Annotated in this window: 17 protein-coding genes; 11 read left to right on the top strand and 6 right to left on the bottom strand. The window is 70.0% G+C overall.

What is annotated here, in order from left to right; translation table 11 throughout:
* Nucleotides 1–146 precede the first annotated feature (146 nt).
* From EAO75_RS15515 to EAO75_RS15500, 4 genes are read right to left on the bottom strand one after another with little or no spacing between them, the layout of a single operon-like run.
* Nucleotides 147–911, bottom strand: coding sequence for an amino acid ABC transporter ATP-binding protein (locus tag EAO75_RS15515; RefSeq protein ID WP_147995650.1), 765 nt, complete (start codon nt 909–911; stop codon nt 147–149).
* On the bottom strand, nt 908–1,858 hold the full coding sequence (locus EAO75_RS15510; protein ID WP_147996017.1) for an ABC transporter substrate-binding protein: 951 nt from the start codon (nt 1,856–1,858) through the stop codon (nt 908–910). The genes EAO75_RS15515 and EAO75_RS15510 overlap by 4 nt, the downstream gene beginning before the upstream one ends.
* A 2-nt stretch (nt 1,859–1,860) precedes the next feature.
* Complete coding sequence (locus tag EAO75_RS15505) at nt 1,861–2,376, bottom strand: GNAT family N-acetyltransferase (protein WP_147995649.1); 516 nt, start codon at nt 2,374–2,376, stop codon at nt 1,861–1,863.
* Entirely contained in the window at nt 2,373–3,509 is a 1,137-nt protein-coding gene (locus tag EAO75_RS15500; protein WP_147995648.1) for an LLM class flavin-dependent oxidoreductase, read from the bottom strand. The genes EAO75_RS15505 and EAO75_RS15500 overlap by 4 nt, the downstream gene beginning before the upstream one ends.
* A 537-nt stretch (nt 3,510–4,046) precedes the next feature.
* Between EAO75_RS15500 and EAO75_RS15495 the strand changes: the two genes are divergently transcribed.
* The 6 genes from EAO75_RS15495 to EAO75_RS15475 all read left to right on the top strand — a co-directional run bounded on the left by EAO75_RS15495 (nt 4,047) and on the right by EAO75_RS15475 (nt 10,202).
* On the top strand, nt 4,047–5,045 hold the full coding sequence (locus EAO75_RS15495; RefSeq protein ID WP_147995647.1) for an amino acid ABC transporter permease: 999 nt from the start codon (nt 4,047–4,049) through the stop codon (nt 5,043–5,045).
* Nucleotides 5,042–7,003, top strand: coding sequence for an FAD/NAD(P)-binding protein (locus EAO75_RS15490; protein WP_147995646.1), 1,962 nt, complete (start codon nt 5,042–5,044; stop codon nt 7,001–7,003). The genes EAO75_RS15495 and EAO75_RS15490 overlap by 4 nt, the downstream gene beginning before the upstream one ends.
* An 85-nt stretch (nt 7,004–7,088) precedes the next feature.
* Nucleotides 7,089–7,190, top strand: coding sequence for a putative leader peptide (locus tag EAO75_RS48570; protein ID WP_351187250.1), 102 nt, complete (start codon nt 7,089–7,091; stop codon nt 7,188–7,190).
* Between the two features lie 156 nt (nt 7,191–7,346).
* The gene (locus EAO75_RS15485) at nt 7,347–8,453 is read left to right on the top strand and encodes an aliphatic sulfonate ABC transporter substrate-binding protein (protein WP_147995645.1); all 1,107 of its coding nucleotides are present in this window, start codon (nt 7,347–7,349) and stop codon (nt 8,451–8,453) included.
* 41 nt (nt 8,454–8,494) lie between these two features.
* Entirely contained in the window at nt 8,495–9,292 is a 798-nt protein-coding gene (locus EAO75_RS15480) for an ABC transporter ATP-binding protein (RefSeq protein WP_147995644.1), read from the top strand.
* Nucleotides 9,279–10,202, top strand: a complete 924-nt coding sequence (locus tag EAO75_RS15475; RefSeq protein WP_261989307.1) for an ABC transporter permease — start codon at nt 9,279–9,281, stop codon at nt 10,200–10,202. Before EAO75_RS15480 ends, EAO75_RS15475 begins: the two co-directional genes overlap by 14 nt.
* A gap of 111 nt (nt 10,203–10,313) precedes the next feature.
* Here the strand turns inward: EAO75_RS15475 and glpK are convergent, their stop codons facing one another.
* Nucleotides 10,314–11,828: a glycerol kinase GlpK gene (gene glpK, locus EAO75_RS15470; protein WP_147995643.1), complete on the bottom strand. Its 1,515-nt coding sequence runs from the start codon at nt 11,826–11,828 to the stop codon at nt 10,314–10,316.
* Between the two features lie 42 nt (nt 11,829–11,870).
* The gene (locus tag EAO75_RS15465) at nt 11,871–12,638 is read right to left on the bottom strand and encodes an IclR family transcriptional regulator (RefSeq protein ID WP_147995642.1); all 768 of its coding nucleotides are present in this window, start codon (nt 12,636–12,638) and stop codon (nt 11,871–11,873) included.
* Nucleotides 12,639–12,780: 142 nt separating this feature from the next.
* Between EAO75_RS15465 and EAO75_RS15460 the strand changes: the two genes are divergently transcribed.
* The 5 genes from EAO75_RS15460 (at nt 12,781) to EAO75_RS15440 (ending at nt 15,218) form a co-directional block, all read left to right on the top strand.
* On the top strand, nt 12,781–13,215 hold the full coding sequence (locus tag EAO75_RS15460) for an ATP-binding protein (protein ID WP_147995641.1): 435 nt from the start codon (nt 12,781–12,783) through the stop codon (nt 13,213–13,215).
* Nucleotides 13,216–13,288: 73 nt separating this feature from the next.
* On the top strand, nt 13,289–13,912 hold the full coding sequence (locus EAO75_RS15455) for a TetR/AcrR family transcriptional regulator (RefSeq protein ID WP_261989306.1): 624 nt from the start codon (nt 13,289–13,291) through the stop codon (nt 13,910–13,912).
* A 55-nt stretch (nt 13,913–13,967) separates the two neighbouring features.
* On the top strand, nt 13,968–14,141 hold the full coding sequence (locus EAO75_RS45875) for a hypothetical protein (protein ID WP_187284455.1): 174 nt from the start codon (nt 13,968–13,970) through the stop codon (nt 14,139–14,141).
* Between the two features lie 57 nt (nt 14,142–14,198).
* Nucleotides 14,199–14,774, top strand: a complete 576-nt coding sequence (locus EAO75_RS15445) for an NADPH-dependent FMN reductase (RefSeq protein ID WP_147995639.1) — start codon at nt 14,199–14,201, stop codon at nt 14,772–14,774.
* A gap of 69 nt (nt 14,775–14,843) precedes the next feature.
* Nucleotides 14,844–15,218, top strand: a complete 375-nt coding sequence (locus EAO75_RS15440) for a nuclear transport factor 2 family protein (RefSeq protein WP_147995638.1) — start codon at nt 14,844–14,846, stop codon at nt 15,216–15,218.
* Nucleotides 15,219–15,318: the final 100 nt, after the last annotated feature.

Genomic DNA, 15,318 nt, shown 5'->3' with positions numbered 1-15,318 from the left:
AAAAAAAAAAGACGCCGTGGTCCGGCATCCGGTGACCGTGACCTGACCGGGCCTGGGCAGAGAGGTCAACAGTGTGAGCCGGGCTGCGGTCACAACGGCGCGAGAGAGTACGGCTGTTGACGGAATTCCACTGCCGACTCGCTCGGTCAGAGAACCTTCGAGAGGAAGGCGCGGGTCCGCTCCTGGCGCGGGTTGTCCAGGACGGCGGCCGGCGGCCCCTGTTCCACGACGACACCGTCGTCCATGAACACCACCGTGTCGGCGACTTCGCGCGCGAAGCCGATCTCATGGGTCACGACGATCATGGTGGTGCCCGTGCCGGCCAAGTCCTTGATGACATCGAGGACTTCACCGACCAGCTCCGGGTCCAGCGCCGAGGTGGGCTCGTCGAAGAGCAGCACCTTCGGTGCCAGGGCGAGCGCGCGGGCGATGGCCACGCGCTGCTGCTGGCCGCCGGAGAGCTGCCGTGGGTAGGCGTCGGCCTTGTCGGCGAGGCCGACCCGGTCGAGGAGCCGGCGGGCCGTCTCCTCCGCCTCCCTGCGCGGTTGGCGCAGCGCGGAGACGGGGGCCTCGACGAGGTTGTCCAGCACGGTCAGATGCGGGAAGAGGTTGAAGTTCTGGAAGACGAACCCGATGTGGGTGCGCTGCCGCAGAACCTCCTTCTCCTTCAGCTCGTGCAGCTTGTTCCCCACGCGGCGGTAGCCGATGAGCTCGCCGTCGATGCTGATCCAGCCGCGGTTGACCTTCTCCAGGTGGTTGATGGTGCGCAGCAGCGTGGACTTCCCGGAGCCGGAGGGGCCGAGGATCACGGTGACCTCTCCGGCCCGGACCTGCAGGTCGACGCCGCGCAGCACCTCCAGCGGGCCGAAGCTCTTGTGGACGTCGTGGACGTCGACCATGACGTCGCTCATGTGTGCTCGGGCGGGTTGATCCGCGACGCGTCGATCGCGGAGGGGTCGGTGCCCCACTTCTTCAGGATCCGGGCGTAGGTGCCGTCCTCGATCAGCTCGTTGACAGCCGTCTGGAACGCCTTGGTGAGCGGCGAGCCCTTCTTGAAGGCGAAGCCGACGTCGAGGCGGTGGAACTCGCCGAGGAACGCGGTCTGGGAGGCGGGCTGTGCGGCCTGGTAGCGCAGGCCGTTGATGGTCGACATGATCACGTCGATACGGCCCTGCTGGAGCGCGGTGAGGGTGGCCGCGTTCTCCGAGTAGACCTTCACGTCGTACGGCTTCTTGCCCGCCTTCGCGCACACGCCCTTCTGCGCGCTGAGGGTCGCCTCGAAGGTGGTGCCGGCGCCGGTGCCGATGGTCAGCCCGCACAGCTGGGTGAGGTCGGTGACCTTCGTCCTGAGGGCGGTGTTGCCCTTCTTCACCGCGAAGCCCTGGCCGTCGTTGATGTAGGTGACGAAGTCGATGGTCTTGAGGCGCTCGCTCGTGACGCCGAAGTTGCCGGTGCCGAAGTCGTACTTGCCGCTGCCGAGCGCGGGCAGGATCGTCTCGAAGGAGGCGTCCTGGCGCTCCAGCTTCACTCCGAGCACCTTGGCCACGGCGTCGGCGAGGTCGATGTCCTGTCCGGCGGGCGCCTTGTCCGTGCCGCCCGGGTAGTACGCCCCGGGCGGGAACCCGATCGAACTGCCGACGCGCAGCGTGCCCGCCTTGCGTACGTCGGCGGGGAGCAGGGCGGCGGCGGAGTCGACCTTGCGCACGGCGGCGACTGGGTCGTCGGTCGGTGCGGGTGAGGCCTGGGCGCCCACCGCCGCCGTGCCGTCGGTGTCGCCGGAGCCGCAGGCGGTCAGGGCCAGCAACGGGAGCAGCGCGAGGGCGGCGGTGGCGCGCAGACGGGTTCTGATCGTGCGGATGTTCACTGGTCGGGGGCCTTTCCCGTGTGTCCCCGCGCTGCGAGGTGCTTCTCGAAGGGCAGCGGGCCGATCGTCTCCGGGTCGGCCTCCGTGTCGAACAGCGCCGTGTAGCCGGTGGCTAGGTACAGGCCGCGGGCCTCGGGCTGGCGCGGCCCGGTGGTCAGGTAGATGCGCCGGTATCCGCGTGTTCCCGCCTCGCGCTCCAGCTCGGCCACGACACGGCGGGCGAGGCCGCGGCGGCGGTGGGCGGAGTGGGTCCAGATCCGCTTCAGTTCGGCCGTGTCAGCGTCGTAGCGACGGAAGGCGCCGCCCGCCACGGGCTCGCCGCGCTCCAGCAGCAGCAGGAGCAGACCGCCATGCGCTTCGGTGAACTCCTCGTCGGGGTAGCGGGAGATCTCGGCGTGCGCGTCCTTGCCGTAGCGCGTGGAGTACTCGTGGACCAGTTCGCTCAGCAGGGGTCTGACCCGTGGGTCGGCGACGGGGACGTGAATGACCGTCAACTCGGGGGCGGAGGTCATCCGTTCACCGCCTCGAGCGTCTGCGTCCCGCGTGCGGCCCGCTCGGCATCGCGCTTGGCGACCTCCCCGCGGACGATCGGGATCACGTACCGGCCGAAGTCGACGGCGTCGTCCAGCAGGTCGTAGCCGCGCGCGGAGAGGATGTCGACGCCGAGGTCGTAGTAGTCGAGGAGCGCCTGGGCGACCGTCTCCGGGGTGCCGACCAGGGCGTTGGAGTTGCCCGCGCCACCGGTCGCGGCGGCGGTCGGGGTCCACAGGGCACGGTCGTAGCGTTCGCCGGCCTCGGCGATGGCGAGCAGCCGCTGCGAACCGGTGTTCTGCGGCTGGGCGTGCCCGTTGTGGCGCTTGGTGATCGCCTCGCCCCGCTCCCTGCGGGCCTTGATCGCGCCGACCGTGCGGTGGGCCTTCTCCCAGGCCAGTTCCTCGGTCGGGGCGATGATCGGGCGGAAGGCGACCTGGATGCGGGGCACGTCGGTGCGGCCCGCGGCCTTCGCGGCGGCCTTCACGTTCTCGATCTGCTCGGCGGTCTTCGCGAGCGGCTCGCCCCACAGGCAGTAGATGTCGGCCTCGGCGCCTCCGGCGGCGTACGCGGCGGGCGAGGAGCCGCCGAACGACACGCCGGGGCGGGGCTGCTGGACGGGGAAGACGTCGCTGACGAAGTCGTGGAAGCGGTAGTGCTCGCCCTCGTGGTCGAAGGGCTCGTGGGTGGTCCAGATCTTCTTGACGATGCGGATGTACTCGAGGGTGCGGGCGTAGCGCTCGTCCTTGGTGAGGGTGTCGCCCTCGCGGCCCTGCTCGTGGTCGTTGCCGCCGGTGATGAAGTGCACCGTCAGCCGGCCCTCGCTGATCTGGTCGAGGGTGGCGAAGGTCTTGGCGGCGAAGGTGGGGTAGGAGACGTTGGGCCGGTGGGCGAGCAGGATCTGGAGGTGCTCCAGCCTGCTCGCGATGTACGCGGCGGCCGGTGCGGGGTCCGGCGATCCGGAGCCGTAGGCGAACAGCACCCGGTCCCAGCCGTGGTCCTCGTGCGCCCGGGCGAGCCGGAGCGTGTAGTCCTTGTCGAAGGCGGCGCCGGAACGCGGCGTGGTTTCGGAGCCGTCGTTGGTGGCGGCGATGCCGAGGAACTCCACGGGCATGGAGGTGACCTTTCGGGCAGTGCGGCGCGTGGGCGGGCATGACTCAACCGCCCTGCACGCAGGCAGGAATGATGGTCCATCAGATGCGTGATGACGCCAGGCGTCGGAAGACGGTGCTACGGCAGCGCACGAAGGGAGGACTCGGCCCGCGACGGGGTCACCGAGGGAGGGAAGGGCCGGTCAGAGGGCCCGCTGCCGAGTCAGGCGCAACACGCGGCGGAGCACACTCGACAGAAGTCGATGTGATCGCGCGTGACCAAGCGCTGCTGGGCATTCATGGGACCAATTGAGCAGGACATCACGCGTCCCGTCAAGCAGCGCCCGGATCCCGGACCGGCCCGAACAGGGCCGCGCAGCGCGCTGTTGACACGTGGATGCCATGGGCACATACGATCGACGGCGGATCGGCTCCGCGTTGTGCGGCTGCCTCTCCGGCCGCGTTGAGGGACGCGGCGAGCGTGACGACGCCGAACCCCGGCCGCACCGAGTGCCACCGGGTCACCCACGCCTGCGTTCCCTCCCCCGGAGAGCCTCCCCATGGTCACGTCACCCGATCTCACGTCCGGTCCTGCAACGAAGAGTCCCCCCGTACGCGCCACCGACCCACCGCGGATCGTGCCGCGCCGGCACGCCGGACGGTGGCTGACCGCCGCCGTCGCCCTGCTGGTCTTCGCGATGGTGCTCAACTCGGTGATCCGCAACGACGCCTTCCAGTGGGATGTGGTGGGCCGGTACTTCACCACCTCCGCCGTGCTCGACGGACTGCTGCTCTCCCTGTGGCTGACCGCCGTGGTGATGGTGCTCGGCTTTCTGCTCGGCACCCTGCTCGCGGTCATGCGGCTGTCCGCCAACCCGGTGCTGCGCACGCTGAGTTGGGGCTATGTGTGGATCTTCCGCTCCACTCCGCTGCTGGTGCAGCTGCTGTTCTGGTTCAACATCGGCGCCCTGTATCCGACGCTCGGCCTCGGCATCCCCTTCGGCCCGCAGTTCCTCACCGTCAAGACGGTCAACCTGCTCGGTCCGACCCTCACCGCCGTCATCGGCCTGACCCTGCACGAGTCCGCCTACGCCGCCGAGGTGGTGCGCGGCGGCATCCTCTCCGTGGACTCCGGGCAGACCGAGGCGGCCCAGGCACTGGGCCTGAGCAGACGCCGCACCCTCCGCCGGATCGTGGTCCCCCAGGCGATGCGCTCCATCGTGCCGACGGCCGGGAACATGCTGATCGGCACCCTCAAGGGCACCAGCATCGTCAGCGTGCTGGCCGTGCACGACCTGCTGTACTCGGTGCAGCTGATCTACAACCAGACCTACCAGATCATCCCGCTGCTGATGGTCGCCACCCTGTGGTACATCGCGGTCACCACGGTGCTGAGCGCCGGCCAGTTCTACGTCGAGCGGTACTACGCGCGCGGCAACTCCCGTGCTCTGCCGCCCACTCCGCTCCAGCGGCTGCGCGGCCACCTCACCGCCGTACGCCTCCGGCTGAGCGCGGCGACGGCGTCCGACGCCCGCCCGGCGATCGGCGGCGACCGGTGAGCGGCACCCCTGACACGGCCGTCCTGGTCGTCGTCGGCGCGGGCCCGCGTGCCACGGGTCTCCTGGAGCGCATCGCCGCCAACGCACCCGAACTGTGGGACGGAGCAAGGGAGTTGCGGATCCATCTGGTCGACCCGCACCCGCCCGGCCCGGGACGGATCTGGCGCCAGGAGCAGTCGGCGCTGCTGCGGATGAACTCCATGGCCGAGGACGTCACGATGTTCACCGACGAGTCGTCCACCATCGACGGTCCGGTACGGCCGGGACCCTCGCTCGCCGAGTGGGCCGCGCAGTTCTCCGGCACGGGCCCGCGCCATGCCCCGTACGCCGAACCCGCCGACCCGGACGTGCTCGCCGAGCTGCGCTCGCTGGCCGGGAGCGACTTCCCCACCCGCCGCGCCCAGAGCGCCTATCTGGACTGGGTGTTCCGCCGGGCGCTGGCCGAGCTGCCGCCCACCGTCACGGTCGAGTGGCACCGCACCACCGCGACCGCGGTCACCGGTCCGCCGGACGGCCCGCAACAGGTGCACCTCGCCGACCGCGCCACCCCGCTCACCGCGGACCTGGTGGTGCTCGCCCAGGGGCACCTCGGCTCCACCCCCGCCGCCGAGCACCGTGAGCACGCCGCCTTCGCCCGCCGGCACGGCCGCTTCCACCTCCCGCCGGAGTTCTCGGCGGACGCAGACCTGTCGGCGCTGCGCCCCGGCGAGCCGGTCGTCCTGCGCGGATTCGGGCTCGCCTTCATCGACCTGATGGCGATGCTCACCGAGGGCCGCGGCGGCGCCTTCCGCACCGAGGCCGACGGCACCCTGACCTACCTCCCGTCCGGCCGCGAGCCCGTCCTGCACGTCGGATCGCGGCGGGGTGTGCCGTACCACTCCAAGACCCGCTACCAGCTCCAGGGCCCCCGGCCAGCGTTGCCGCGCCACTTCGGGCCCGAGGCGGTCGACGCGCTGCTCGCCGAGGGGCGCGCGCTGGATCTGCGGCGCGACGTGTGGCCGCTGATGGCGAAGGAGATCGGGTTCGGGCACTACCACGAGCTCTTCCATGCCCATCCCGAGCGCACCGCCCTCCCCTGGCCGGACTTCGTGGCCGCGTACGACCGTCTCGACTGGTACGCCGAGGAGATGGCCGGGCTCGTCGGCACGGCCGTACCGGACCCGGCGGACCGTCTGGACTTCGAGGCCCTGGACCATCCGCTGGACGGCCTCGCCTTCCCGACGCCGGAGGCGTTCCAGGATCACCTGCGGGAGCACATCGCCCAGGATGTCGCCCGCCGTGAGGACCCGGAGTTCAGCGCCGACCTGGGGGCGTTCCTCGCCCTGCTCTCCGTCTACGGGCAGCTGCCCCGGCTGGTCGCGGCGGGCCGGCTGACCGCGCGGTCCGTCGCCGAGCAGCTCGACGGCTGGTGGCACGGGTTCTTCAGCTTCCTGGCCTCCGGCCCGCCCGGCTTCCGGCTGCGCCAGCTGCTGGCCCTGTCCCGGGCCGGGATCGTCCACTTCCTGGGCGCCGGTGTCCGGATCGGCACCGACGAGGACACCGGCACCTTCACCGCGACCGGTCCCACGGTGCCCGGCCACACCGTCCACGCCACCGCCCTGATCGAGGCGTATCTGCCCGGCGCCTCCCTCGACCGCACGGAGGATCCGCTCCTGCGTGACCTGCACCGGGCCGGCGCTCTCACCGAGGAGATCATCGCCGACCCCACCCACACGCACCGCTCCGGTCTGCTCGCCGTCTCCCCCACCGACGGCCACGTCGTCGACCCGTCCCTCGGCGGCACCCATCCCCGCCGCATCGCCCTCGGCGCCCCGACCAACAGCCGGGCCGTCGCCGCCTTCGCGCGCCCGCGGACCAACGCCCCCGCCTTCCGGCAGAACGACGCGGTGGCGCGTGCACTGCTGCATGCCCTGACCTCGGGCGTCCCAAATAATAAGATGACAGTGTCCACTATGTGATCAACCCCTTGGGGTTGGCGCAACCTTCTGCCACGATCCCCATCAACCAGGTAGGAAAACTAGGAATCTGTGGGGTGGGGTGGCCATGAGAACGCGCGACCACGCAGATCTGTCGCTGCCTCTTCTGACGTCACGCCGCCACATCGACCTCGGCCGTACGTCCAGCGCCATCTGTCGCCTCGTCTGAGACTCTGCGCGCAAGCCCCCCACGCGTCCCCCCACACCGCTGCGCTCCCTGCCGCCCCATCCCGGACGGCGGGCGAGTGGTGTGCCGGTGCACACCGACGGGCTCCACGCTCCGTTGCCGCATCTCCCTGATCACCTTCCCTGAGAGGACACCTCCGTGTCTGCCGCAAGACCGCTCACCGCCCTGCGTACCTTCGCCGTCGTAGCGGCGCTCCCCCTGCTGCTGACCGCCTGCGGCTACGGCGCCGAGTCCACCGACGACGGCAAGCAGGCCGAGGTCGCGGCGGACGCCAAGAAGCTGTCCGCCGACGAGGTGAAGATCGGCTACTTCCCCAACCTCACCCACGCCACCGCGCTGGTGGGCGTTCAGGAGGGCCTGCTCCAGAAGGAGCTCGGCGGCACCAAGATCAAGCCCTCCACCTTCAACGCGGGTCCGTCGGAGATCGAGGCGCTGAACTCGGGCTCCARCGACATCGGCTGGATCGGCCCGTCCCCCTCGATCAACGGCTACACCAAGGCGGCCGGCAAGAACCTGCGCATCATCTCCGGCTCGGCCTCGGGCGGTGTGAAGCTCGTCGTCAACCCGGAGAAGATCAAGTCCGTCAAGGACGTCAAGGGCAAGAAGATCGCCACACCGCAGCTCGGCAACACCCAGGACGTGGCGCTGCTCAACTGGATCTCCGAGCAGGGCTGGAAGGTCGACGCCGAGAGCGGCAAGGGTGACGTGTCCGTCGTCCGCACCGACAACAAGATCACGCCGGACGCCTACAAGTCCGGCTCGATCGACGGTGCCTGGGTGCCCGAGCCGACCGCCTCCAAGCTGGTCGCAGAGGGCGGCAAGGTACTGCTCGACGAGGCCGACCTGTGGCCGGACAAGAAGTTCGTGATCACGAACATCATCGTGTCGCAGAGCTTCCTGAAGGATCACCCGGACATCGTCGAGGCCGTGCTGCGCGGTTCGGTGAAGACCAACGCCTGGATCAACGCCAACCCGGACAAGGCCAAGGCCTCCGCGAACAAGGCCCTTGAGGCGCTCTCCGGCAAGGCCCTGCCCGCCGAGGTCATCGACCCGGCCTGGAAGTCGATCACCTTCCTGGACGACCCGCTGGCCGCCACCCTCGGCACCGAGGCGGAGCACGCGGTGAAGGCCGGGCTGCTGGAGGAGCCCGACCTGAAGGGCATCTACGACCTCGCGCCGCTGAACAAGGTCCTCAAGGCCGAGGGCAAGGACGAGGTCGACGACGCCGGTCTCGGCGTCAAGTAACGGATCCACCGCACCCGTTGAGTTCCCAGGAGGTGACGACCATGGCCACCACGACGGCCACGACCACCGAGGTCGCCAAGGACGCCACGGCGGTGCCCTACGCCGCCCGTATCGAGCACGTCTCGAAGTCCTTCGCCGGCCCCGCCGGGCAGCAGCTCGTCCTCGACGACATCACGCTCGATGTCGCACCGGGCGAGTTCGTCACCCTCCTGGGGGCCTCGGGCTGCGGCAAGTCCACCCTGCTCAACCTGGTCGCGGGGCTGGACCTGCCGTCCGCCGGCTCGATCGGCACGGACGGCCGGCCCGCCCTGATGTTCCAGGAGCACGCGCTGTTCCCGTGGCTGACCGCGGGCAAGAACATCGAACTCGCGCTGAAACTGCGCGGGGTCGCGAAGGCGGAGCGCCGCCAGGAGGCGGAGCGGCTGCTCGAACTCGTGCGGCTGAAGGGCTCGTACGGCAAGCGGGTGCACGAACTGTCGGGCGGTATGCGCCAGCGGGTCGCGCTGGCGCGGGCGCTCGCCCAGGACAGCCGACTGCTGCTGATGGACGAGCCGTTCGCCGCGCTGGACGCGATCACCCGTGACGTGCTGCACGACGAACTCACGCGTATCTGGCGGGAGACGGGCGTGTCGGTGCTGTTCGTGACGCACAACGTGCGCGAGGCGGTACGGCTGGCGCAGCGCGTCGTCCTGCTGTCCTCGCGCCCGGGCCGTATCGCCCGGGAATGGACGGTCGGCATTCCGCAGCCGCGTCGCATCGAGGACGCGGCGGTCGCCGAACTGTCCGCCGAGATCACCGAAGAACTGCGTGGGGAGATCCGCCGCCATGGCCGGCACTGACAACGGCGCCGACGTCGAGAACGACGTCAAGGTCGCCATCAAGAAGAACGGCGCCGAAGACCTCGCCGGACTGGAGGCCGGCCTCGACGCGCTGGACTCCGTACAGGTCCGCCGTACGTCACTGCGCGAGACCCTGACCCGCAAGGTGCTCCCGCCCGTCACGGCAGTCGCGCTGGTGCTGGTGGTCTGGCAGCTGCTGGTGTGGGCCGAGGTCGTCCCCGAGTACAAGCTGCCCTCGCCGTCCGACGTCTGGGGCGAAGTGCGCGAGGCCTGGCTCCAGGGCACGCTGCTCGACTACATCTGGACATCCGTCTCACGCGGGCTGCTCGGCTTCCTGCTGGCGCTGGCCATCGGTACGCCGCTGGGCCTGCTGGTGGCCCGGGTGAGGTTCGTGCGCGCGGCGATCGGACCGATCCTGTCCGGTCTCCAGTCCCTGCCTTCGGTGGCCTGGGTGCCGCCCGCCGTGCTCTGGCTGGGCCTGAACAACTCGATGATGTACGCGGTGATCCTGCTCGGCGCGGTCCCGTCCATCGCCAACGGCCTCGTCGCGGGCATCGACCAGATCCCGCCGCTGTTCCTGCGCGCCGGGCGCACCCTGGGCGCGAGGGGTCTGAGCGAGGCGCGGCACGTGGTGATGCCGGCGGCGCTTCCCGGCTACCTGGCGGGTCTGAAGCAGGGCTGGGCTTTCTCCTGGCGTTCACTGATGGCGGCGGAGATCATCGCCTCCTCGCCCGATCTCGGCGTCGGTCTCGGCCAGTTGCTGGAGAACGGCCGCAACAACAGCAGCATGGCCCAGGTCTTCCTGGCCATCTTCCTGATCCTGCTCGTCGGCATCGCCATCGACCTGCTGATCTTCAGCCCGTTGGAGCGGCGGGTGCTGCGCGGGCGGGGGCTGCTGGTCACGCGCTGAGGTACGGGACCACGACCGGCCGGGGGCCGGGCACCCAGCGGGTCTGCGGTCGGCGGCAGACCCGCTGGGCACAACCGTCGGGACGACAGGATGTGAACCGGGGCCGGCGGGTCACGGCCGCTTCGGTGGCTGGATCCACCCCAGCGACCGCTCGACGGCCCGCTGCCAGCACTCGTACTCCCAGTCCCGCCGTTCGGGATCCATGTCGGGCAGCCACTGAGCGGCCCGGTGCCAGTTGCGCCGCAGGACCTGGAGGTCCGGCCAGTAGCCGGCCGCGAGGCCCGCGGCGTAGGCGGCGCCCAGGGACACGGTCTCGGCGACGAGGGGTCGTACGACGGGTACGTCGAGCACGTCGGCCAGGATCTGCATCAGCAGGTGGTCGGACGTCATGCCGCCGTCCACCTTGAGCTGCTTCAGGGCGAGCGCGGAGTCGGCGTTCATGGCGTCGACGACCTCCCGGGTCTGCCAGCCCGTGGCCTCCAGGACGGCCCGGGCGAGGTGGCCCTTGGTGATGTACGACGTGAGGCCGACGATCACACCGCGGGCGTCGCTGCGCCAGTGCGGTGCGAACAGGCCGGAGAACGCGGGGACGATGTAGCAGCCGCCGTTGTCCTCGACGGTGCGGGCCAGCGTCTCGATCTCGGGGGCGCTGTGGATCAGGCCCAGCCGGTCGCGGAACCACTGCACCAGCGACCCGGTGACGGCGATCGGGCCCTCCAGCGCGTAGATGGTGGGCTGGTCCCCGATCTTGTACGCGACCGTCGTCAGCAGCCCGTGTTCGGAGCGTACGAGGTCGGTGCCGGTGTTCATCACCAGGAAGCTGCCGGTGCCGTAGGTGCACTTCGCCTCGCCCGGCGAGAAGCACGTCTGGCCGAACAGGGCCGCCTGCTGGTCGCCGAGGGCCGCCGTGATGCGCACGCCGGGGAGCAGGGCACGTGCCTCGCCGTAGTTCTCCGCCGAGGAGCGGATCTCCGGCAGCATCGCGTGTGGCACGCCGAAGAAGTCCATGAGCTCCGCGTCCCAGGTCAGCGTGCGGATGTCCATGAGCATGGTGCGGCTGGCGTTGGTGGCGTCGGTGATGTGCAGGCCGCCGTCGGTGCCTCCGGTGAGGTTCCAGATCAGCCAGCTCTCGATGGTGCCGAACAGCACCTCGCCGCTCTGTGCGCGCTGCTCCAGCCCGTCGACGTTGTCGAACAGCCAGCGGATCCGGGGCGCGGAGAAGTACGTCGACGGGGGCAGGCGGCAGCGGTCGAGGAAGAAGTCCTCCCCGGGGTCTCTCCTGAGCTCGTCGACGAGCGGGGCGGTGCGGGTGTCCTGCCAGACGATCGCCCGGACCAGCGGGACCCCGGTCCGCGGGTCCCAGAGCACGGTCGTCTCACGCTGGTTGGCGATCCCGATGGCCGAGATCTGGCTCGCGTCGATCCCGGCGTTCGACAGCGCCTCGGGGACGACGCGCTGGAGGTTGCGCCAGATCTCGACGGCGTCGTGCTCCACCCAGCCGGGCCGCGGGAAGAACTGCTGATGTTCCCGCTGGGCGACCGACACCAGCCGCCCGCCGTGGTCGAACAGGATGCAGCGGGTGGACGTGGTGCCCTGGTCGATGGACATCACATACCGTTCAACCATGATCGGCCCTGCCTTCCGATGTGTCGCGGAGGTGCTGGGGGCCTACCAGCGAGCCGCGCCCAGGTCTCTGGAGATCGCGCGTGCCGCCTCCCGCAACACGGTGATCAGGGCCGGTTGAGGCCGGCCTTTGGTGTCGCAGATCCGCTCGACGGCGCCGGACACTCCGATCGCGCCCACCACGAGTCCGCCCTGTCCCCGGATCGGCGCGGCGATTCCGGCTTCGCCCATGCTCATCTCCTGCACCTCGGCGCCCCACCCGAGATCCCGTATCTCGCCGAGCGCCCGGTTCAGCTCGCTCGGGTGGACCAGGGTGTGCCGGGTGTACGACTCCGGTTCGTGCTCCAGCAGCGGCTCTACGGGCGTCGCTCCGTAGGCCAGCAGGACCTTGCCGAGCGAGGAGGCGTGCAGGGGCAGCAGGGCGCCGACGTCCAGGGTCTGGAGGGTGTCGTCCGGCCGGAAGACGTGGTGGATGACGAGCACCCTGCCCTCCAGGGGTGTGCCGAGCCGGACGGCCTCCCCGCTGCGGGCGGCCAGGGCGTCGGCCCAGTTGATGGAGCGCGAACGCAGTTCGTTGACGTCGAGGTAGCTGGTGCCCAGATGCAGCAGGGCGGCCCCGAGCTGGTACTTTCCGGTCGCCGGATCCTGCTCGACGAAGTCCACGTGTTGCAGGGTGCGTAGGATTCCGTGGGCGGTGCCCTTGGCGAGCCCCAGCGATGAGGCCACTTCCCCGAGTCCCAGCCGACGGGATCCACCGGCGAGCAGTCGCAGGATCGCCGCCGCCCGCTCGATGGACTGGACTGGGCCGGCCATGATGCGATGGTAGTCCCGGTTTTTCCGCTTTGGGACCCTCGTTCGGTAATGCCGACCCATGTTCGTTGACCGATGGTATTTCCGTCTTTAACGTTCCTTCGTCGGCAGCCGGTAAGCAGGGCTTCCCCAAGGAGGAGGACGGATGACAACAGCGCAGCTCGACGCGGCGCCTCGCGGGGAGGTCGAACACGTCTTTTCCCTGCCGCACGTCCCGGGGGCCGTCGCCGGCGTACGTCGACGGGTACGTACGGCCCTGTCCGACTGGAACCTGACGGCGGACTGCGCGGCGGACGTCCTGCTCGTGGTCTCGGAGCTGCTCACCAACGCCATCGTGCACGCCTTGCCCCCGGCCACGCTGACGCTCTCGCGGAGCCGGCTGGACGGATGCGGAACGGTACGCGTCGAGGTGACCGACCTCGGACCCTCGGCGCCGGCCGGGCCGGCGGATCCCACGGTCGACCCGGACGAGCACGGCCGCGGCCTCGACATCGTCGACGCGCTGGCGGCACAGTGCGGTGTCCATGTGCACTCGGGCGAGACCTGCCACTGGGCGGAACTCCCGCTCGGCCGGGACTGAGTCCGCCACCCTCCGGAAGTCCAGTTCAAGCGCGCACTTGACAATGAAGTCAAGCAGTCGCTTGAGTTCTCTCGTGAAGCCAGAGAAAACGGACCTTCGCCGCGAGGCCGGTCAGCGCACGCGGGACGATCTGCTGGCGGCCGCTCTCGAACTGCTCGCACAGCGAGGGCAGGAGGGGGTGACCCTCCGCGAGATCACCCAGAACGCCGGAGCCAACGTAGCCGCAGTGAGCTACCACTTCGGATCACTGAAGGCACTGTGCGAGGTGGCGATCGAGCACGCGCTGGAGCGCTACCTGGACGCGCAGATCCGGGAGCTCGACGCTCTGCCCGGGAGCGCGACGCTGAGCGAGCTGGCCGAGGCGTTCGCCCGGCCGATGCTGACCGCACTCACGGCCGGGGGGCGGGATCTGGCCGTGATACGAACCGTGGCGCGGGTCGGAATCGATCCGCCCGAGGGGTGGGAGAGGCTGGCCGGGAAGTTCGAGCAGGCCCGACGGCAGGCCGTGCGGGTACTTGCGGCGAACCTTCCCGAGGCCGACGAGCCGGAGCTCGTCTTCCGTGTCCGCTGTGCGGCCGGGATGCTGAACTGGCTCGCACTGGCACCCATCGGGGCCGAGCTTGCCGCCGAACCCGCAGAACAGGTGGAGCGGATGCTCATCCCCGTGGTGGCCGGCGCGCTTCAGGGAGTCCGGTAAGCGAGTCCGGAAGGCGCCTGACATCGGCGAATGAGCCGCGCCTGCCGACATCACAATGAATTCAATCATTAGCTTGACATGGCGCCCACCCCTTGCCCATAATTTCAATCAAAAGATTGAATGGATTCTCTGCAACTGCTACGTCGGCGTCAGCGTCATGCTCGCCCAGCTCGGCGTGCAGCCGGACTTCGCCGCCGCCGTCGCCTCATCGGCCGCCGTGCCGAGTTGACCGAACCGCTGCGGGCAACCCCCGCACGACGCTGCACCACGAAGAGGCAGGCCAACCATGCCCACCATCGGCATCATCCTCGGCAGCACCCGGCCCAACCGCGTCGGAGACCAGGTGGCGCGCTGGGTCCTCGACCACGCCTCACGCAGGACCGACGCCGGCTTCGAGCTACTCGACCTGCGCGACCACCCCCTCCCCCACCTCGACGAGCCCATGCCGCCCTCCCTCGGCCAGTACCAGAACGAGCACACCCGACGCTGGGCCGAGACCATCGCCGCGTACGACGGATTCGTCATCGTGACCCCCGAGTACAACCACGGCGTCCCCGGTGTTCTGAAGAACGCCCTGGACTACCTCTACGCCGAGTGGAACAACAAGGCCCTCGGCCTGGTCTCCTACGGCGTCGCGGGCGGCGCACGCTCCACCGAACAGCTGCGCCTGGTCGCCGCCGAGCTCCAAATGGCCGACGTACGCCAGCAAGTCACGCTCTCCCTGTTCCACGACTTCCAGGACTTCAGCGTCTTCGAACCCGGCGACCACAGCCTGCACGCGCTGCACACCATGCTCGACCAGGTCATCGCCTGGACCTCGGCTCTCGCTCCGCTGCGCACAGCCCCGGCCGTCGTGACCTGACCCACTCGGCCGCGCGGACCGGTGCACCCCCGCCACCGCGACCGACCATCCCAGCCGAACGGACTCACCATGACCGAATCCCCCGCCGCCCTGATGCGAGTCAACCTGCTCATGGTGTTCAACGAACCCGACCCGGACCGCCGAGCCGCGGTCATCGCCGAGAACTACGCCGAAGACGTGGTGTGGCACGAACCGGACCGCGTCATCCACGGGCGCACGGAACTCGCGCGCCGCGCCACGGAGTTGCGCGCCGAGAACCCGGACTGGGTCTTCCGCCCCGCAGGCGCCGCGTCCGAGCTCGACGACATCGGCCACCTCGGTTTCGAGTACGGCCCGGCCGACGGTCAACCCCCGACGGTCAGGGGCATGGACATCGCCCGCACCAAGGGCGGCGTCATCATCGAGCTCTACACGATCGTCACGGAGATCCACCAGCCGTCCTAGGCGGAGCACGTCAGTGGCCGGGGCCGGCGGCGATCATCCCCTCGGAGAGCGTCCATAGGCGCCGGGCCCCGGCCGGGTCGACGGCGTAGCGGGCCACGCC

It is taken from the genome of Streptomyces sp. UW30, from assembly GCF_008042075.1.
In the GTDB taxonomy this organism is placed as follows: domain Bacteria; phylum Actinomycetota; class Actinomycetes; order Streptomycetales; family Streptomycetaceae; genus Streptomyces.
Note: the sequence above shows the minus strand (reverse complement) of the source record. Positions and strands in the feature narration are given on the sequence as shown.

Bases quoted from the DNA above. Each gene is read 5' to 3' on its own strand.
- EAO75_RS15515 (WP_147995650.1), bottom strand. From the start codon at position 911: ATGAGCGACGTCATGGTCGACGTCCACGACGTCCACAAGAGCTTCGGC.
- EAO75_RS15505 (WP_147995649.1), bottom strand. From the start codon at position 2,376: ATGACCTCCGCCCCCGAGTTGACGGTCATTCACGTCCCCGTCGCCGAC.
- EAO75_RS15500 (WP_147995648.1), bottom strand. From the start codon at position 3,509: ATGCCCGTGGAGTTCCTCGGCATCGCCGCCACCAACGACGGCTCCGAA.
- EAO75_RS15495 (WP_147995647.1), top strand. From the start codon at position 4,047: ATGGTCACGTCACCCGATCTCACGTCCGGTCCTGCAACGAAGAGTCCC.
- EAO75_RS48570 (WP_351187250.1), top strand. From the start codon at position 7,089: ATGAGAACGCGCGACCACGCAGATCTGTCGCTGCCTCTTCTGACGTCA.
- EAO75_RS15480 (WP_147995644.1), top strand. From the start codon at position 8,495: ATGGCCACCACGACGGCCACGACCACCGAGGTCGCCAAGGACGCCACG.
- EAO75_RS15475 (WP_261989307.1), top strand. From the start codon at position 9,279: ATGGCCGGCACTGACAACGGCGCCGACGTCGAGAACGACGTCAAGGTC.
- glpK (WP_147995643.1), bottom strand. From the start codon at position 11,828: ATGGTTGAACGGTATGTGATGTCCATCGACCAGGGCACCACGTCCACC.
- EAO75_RS15465 (WP_147995642.1), bottom strand. From the start codon at position 12,638: ATGGCCGGCCCAGTCCAGTCCATCGAGCGGGCGGCGGCGATCCTGCGA.
- EAO75_RS15460 (WP_147995641.1), top strand. From the start codon at position 12,781: ATGACAACAGCGCAGCTCGACGCGGCGCCTCGCGGGGAGGTCGAACAC.
- EAO75_RS45875 (WP_187284455.1), top strand. From the start codon at position 13,968: ATGAATTCAATCATTAGCTTGACATGGCGCCCACCCCTTGCCCATAAT.
- EAO75_RS15445 (WP_147995639.1), top strand. From the start codon at position 14,199: ATGCCCACCATCGGCATCATCCTCGGCAGCACCCGGCCCAACCGCGTC.
- EAO75_RS15440 (WP_147995638.1), top strand. From the start codon at position 14,844: ATGACCGAATCCCCCGCCGCCCTGATGCGAGTCAACCTGCTCATGGTG.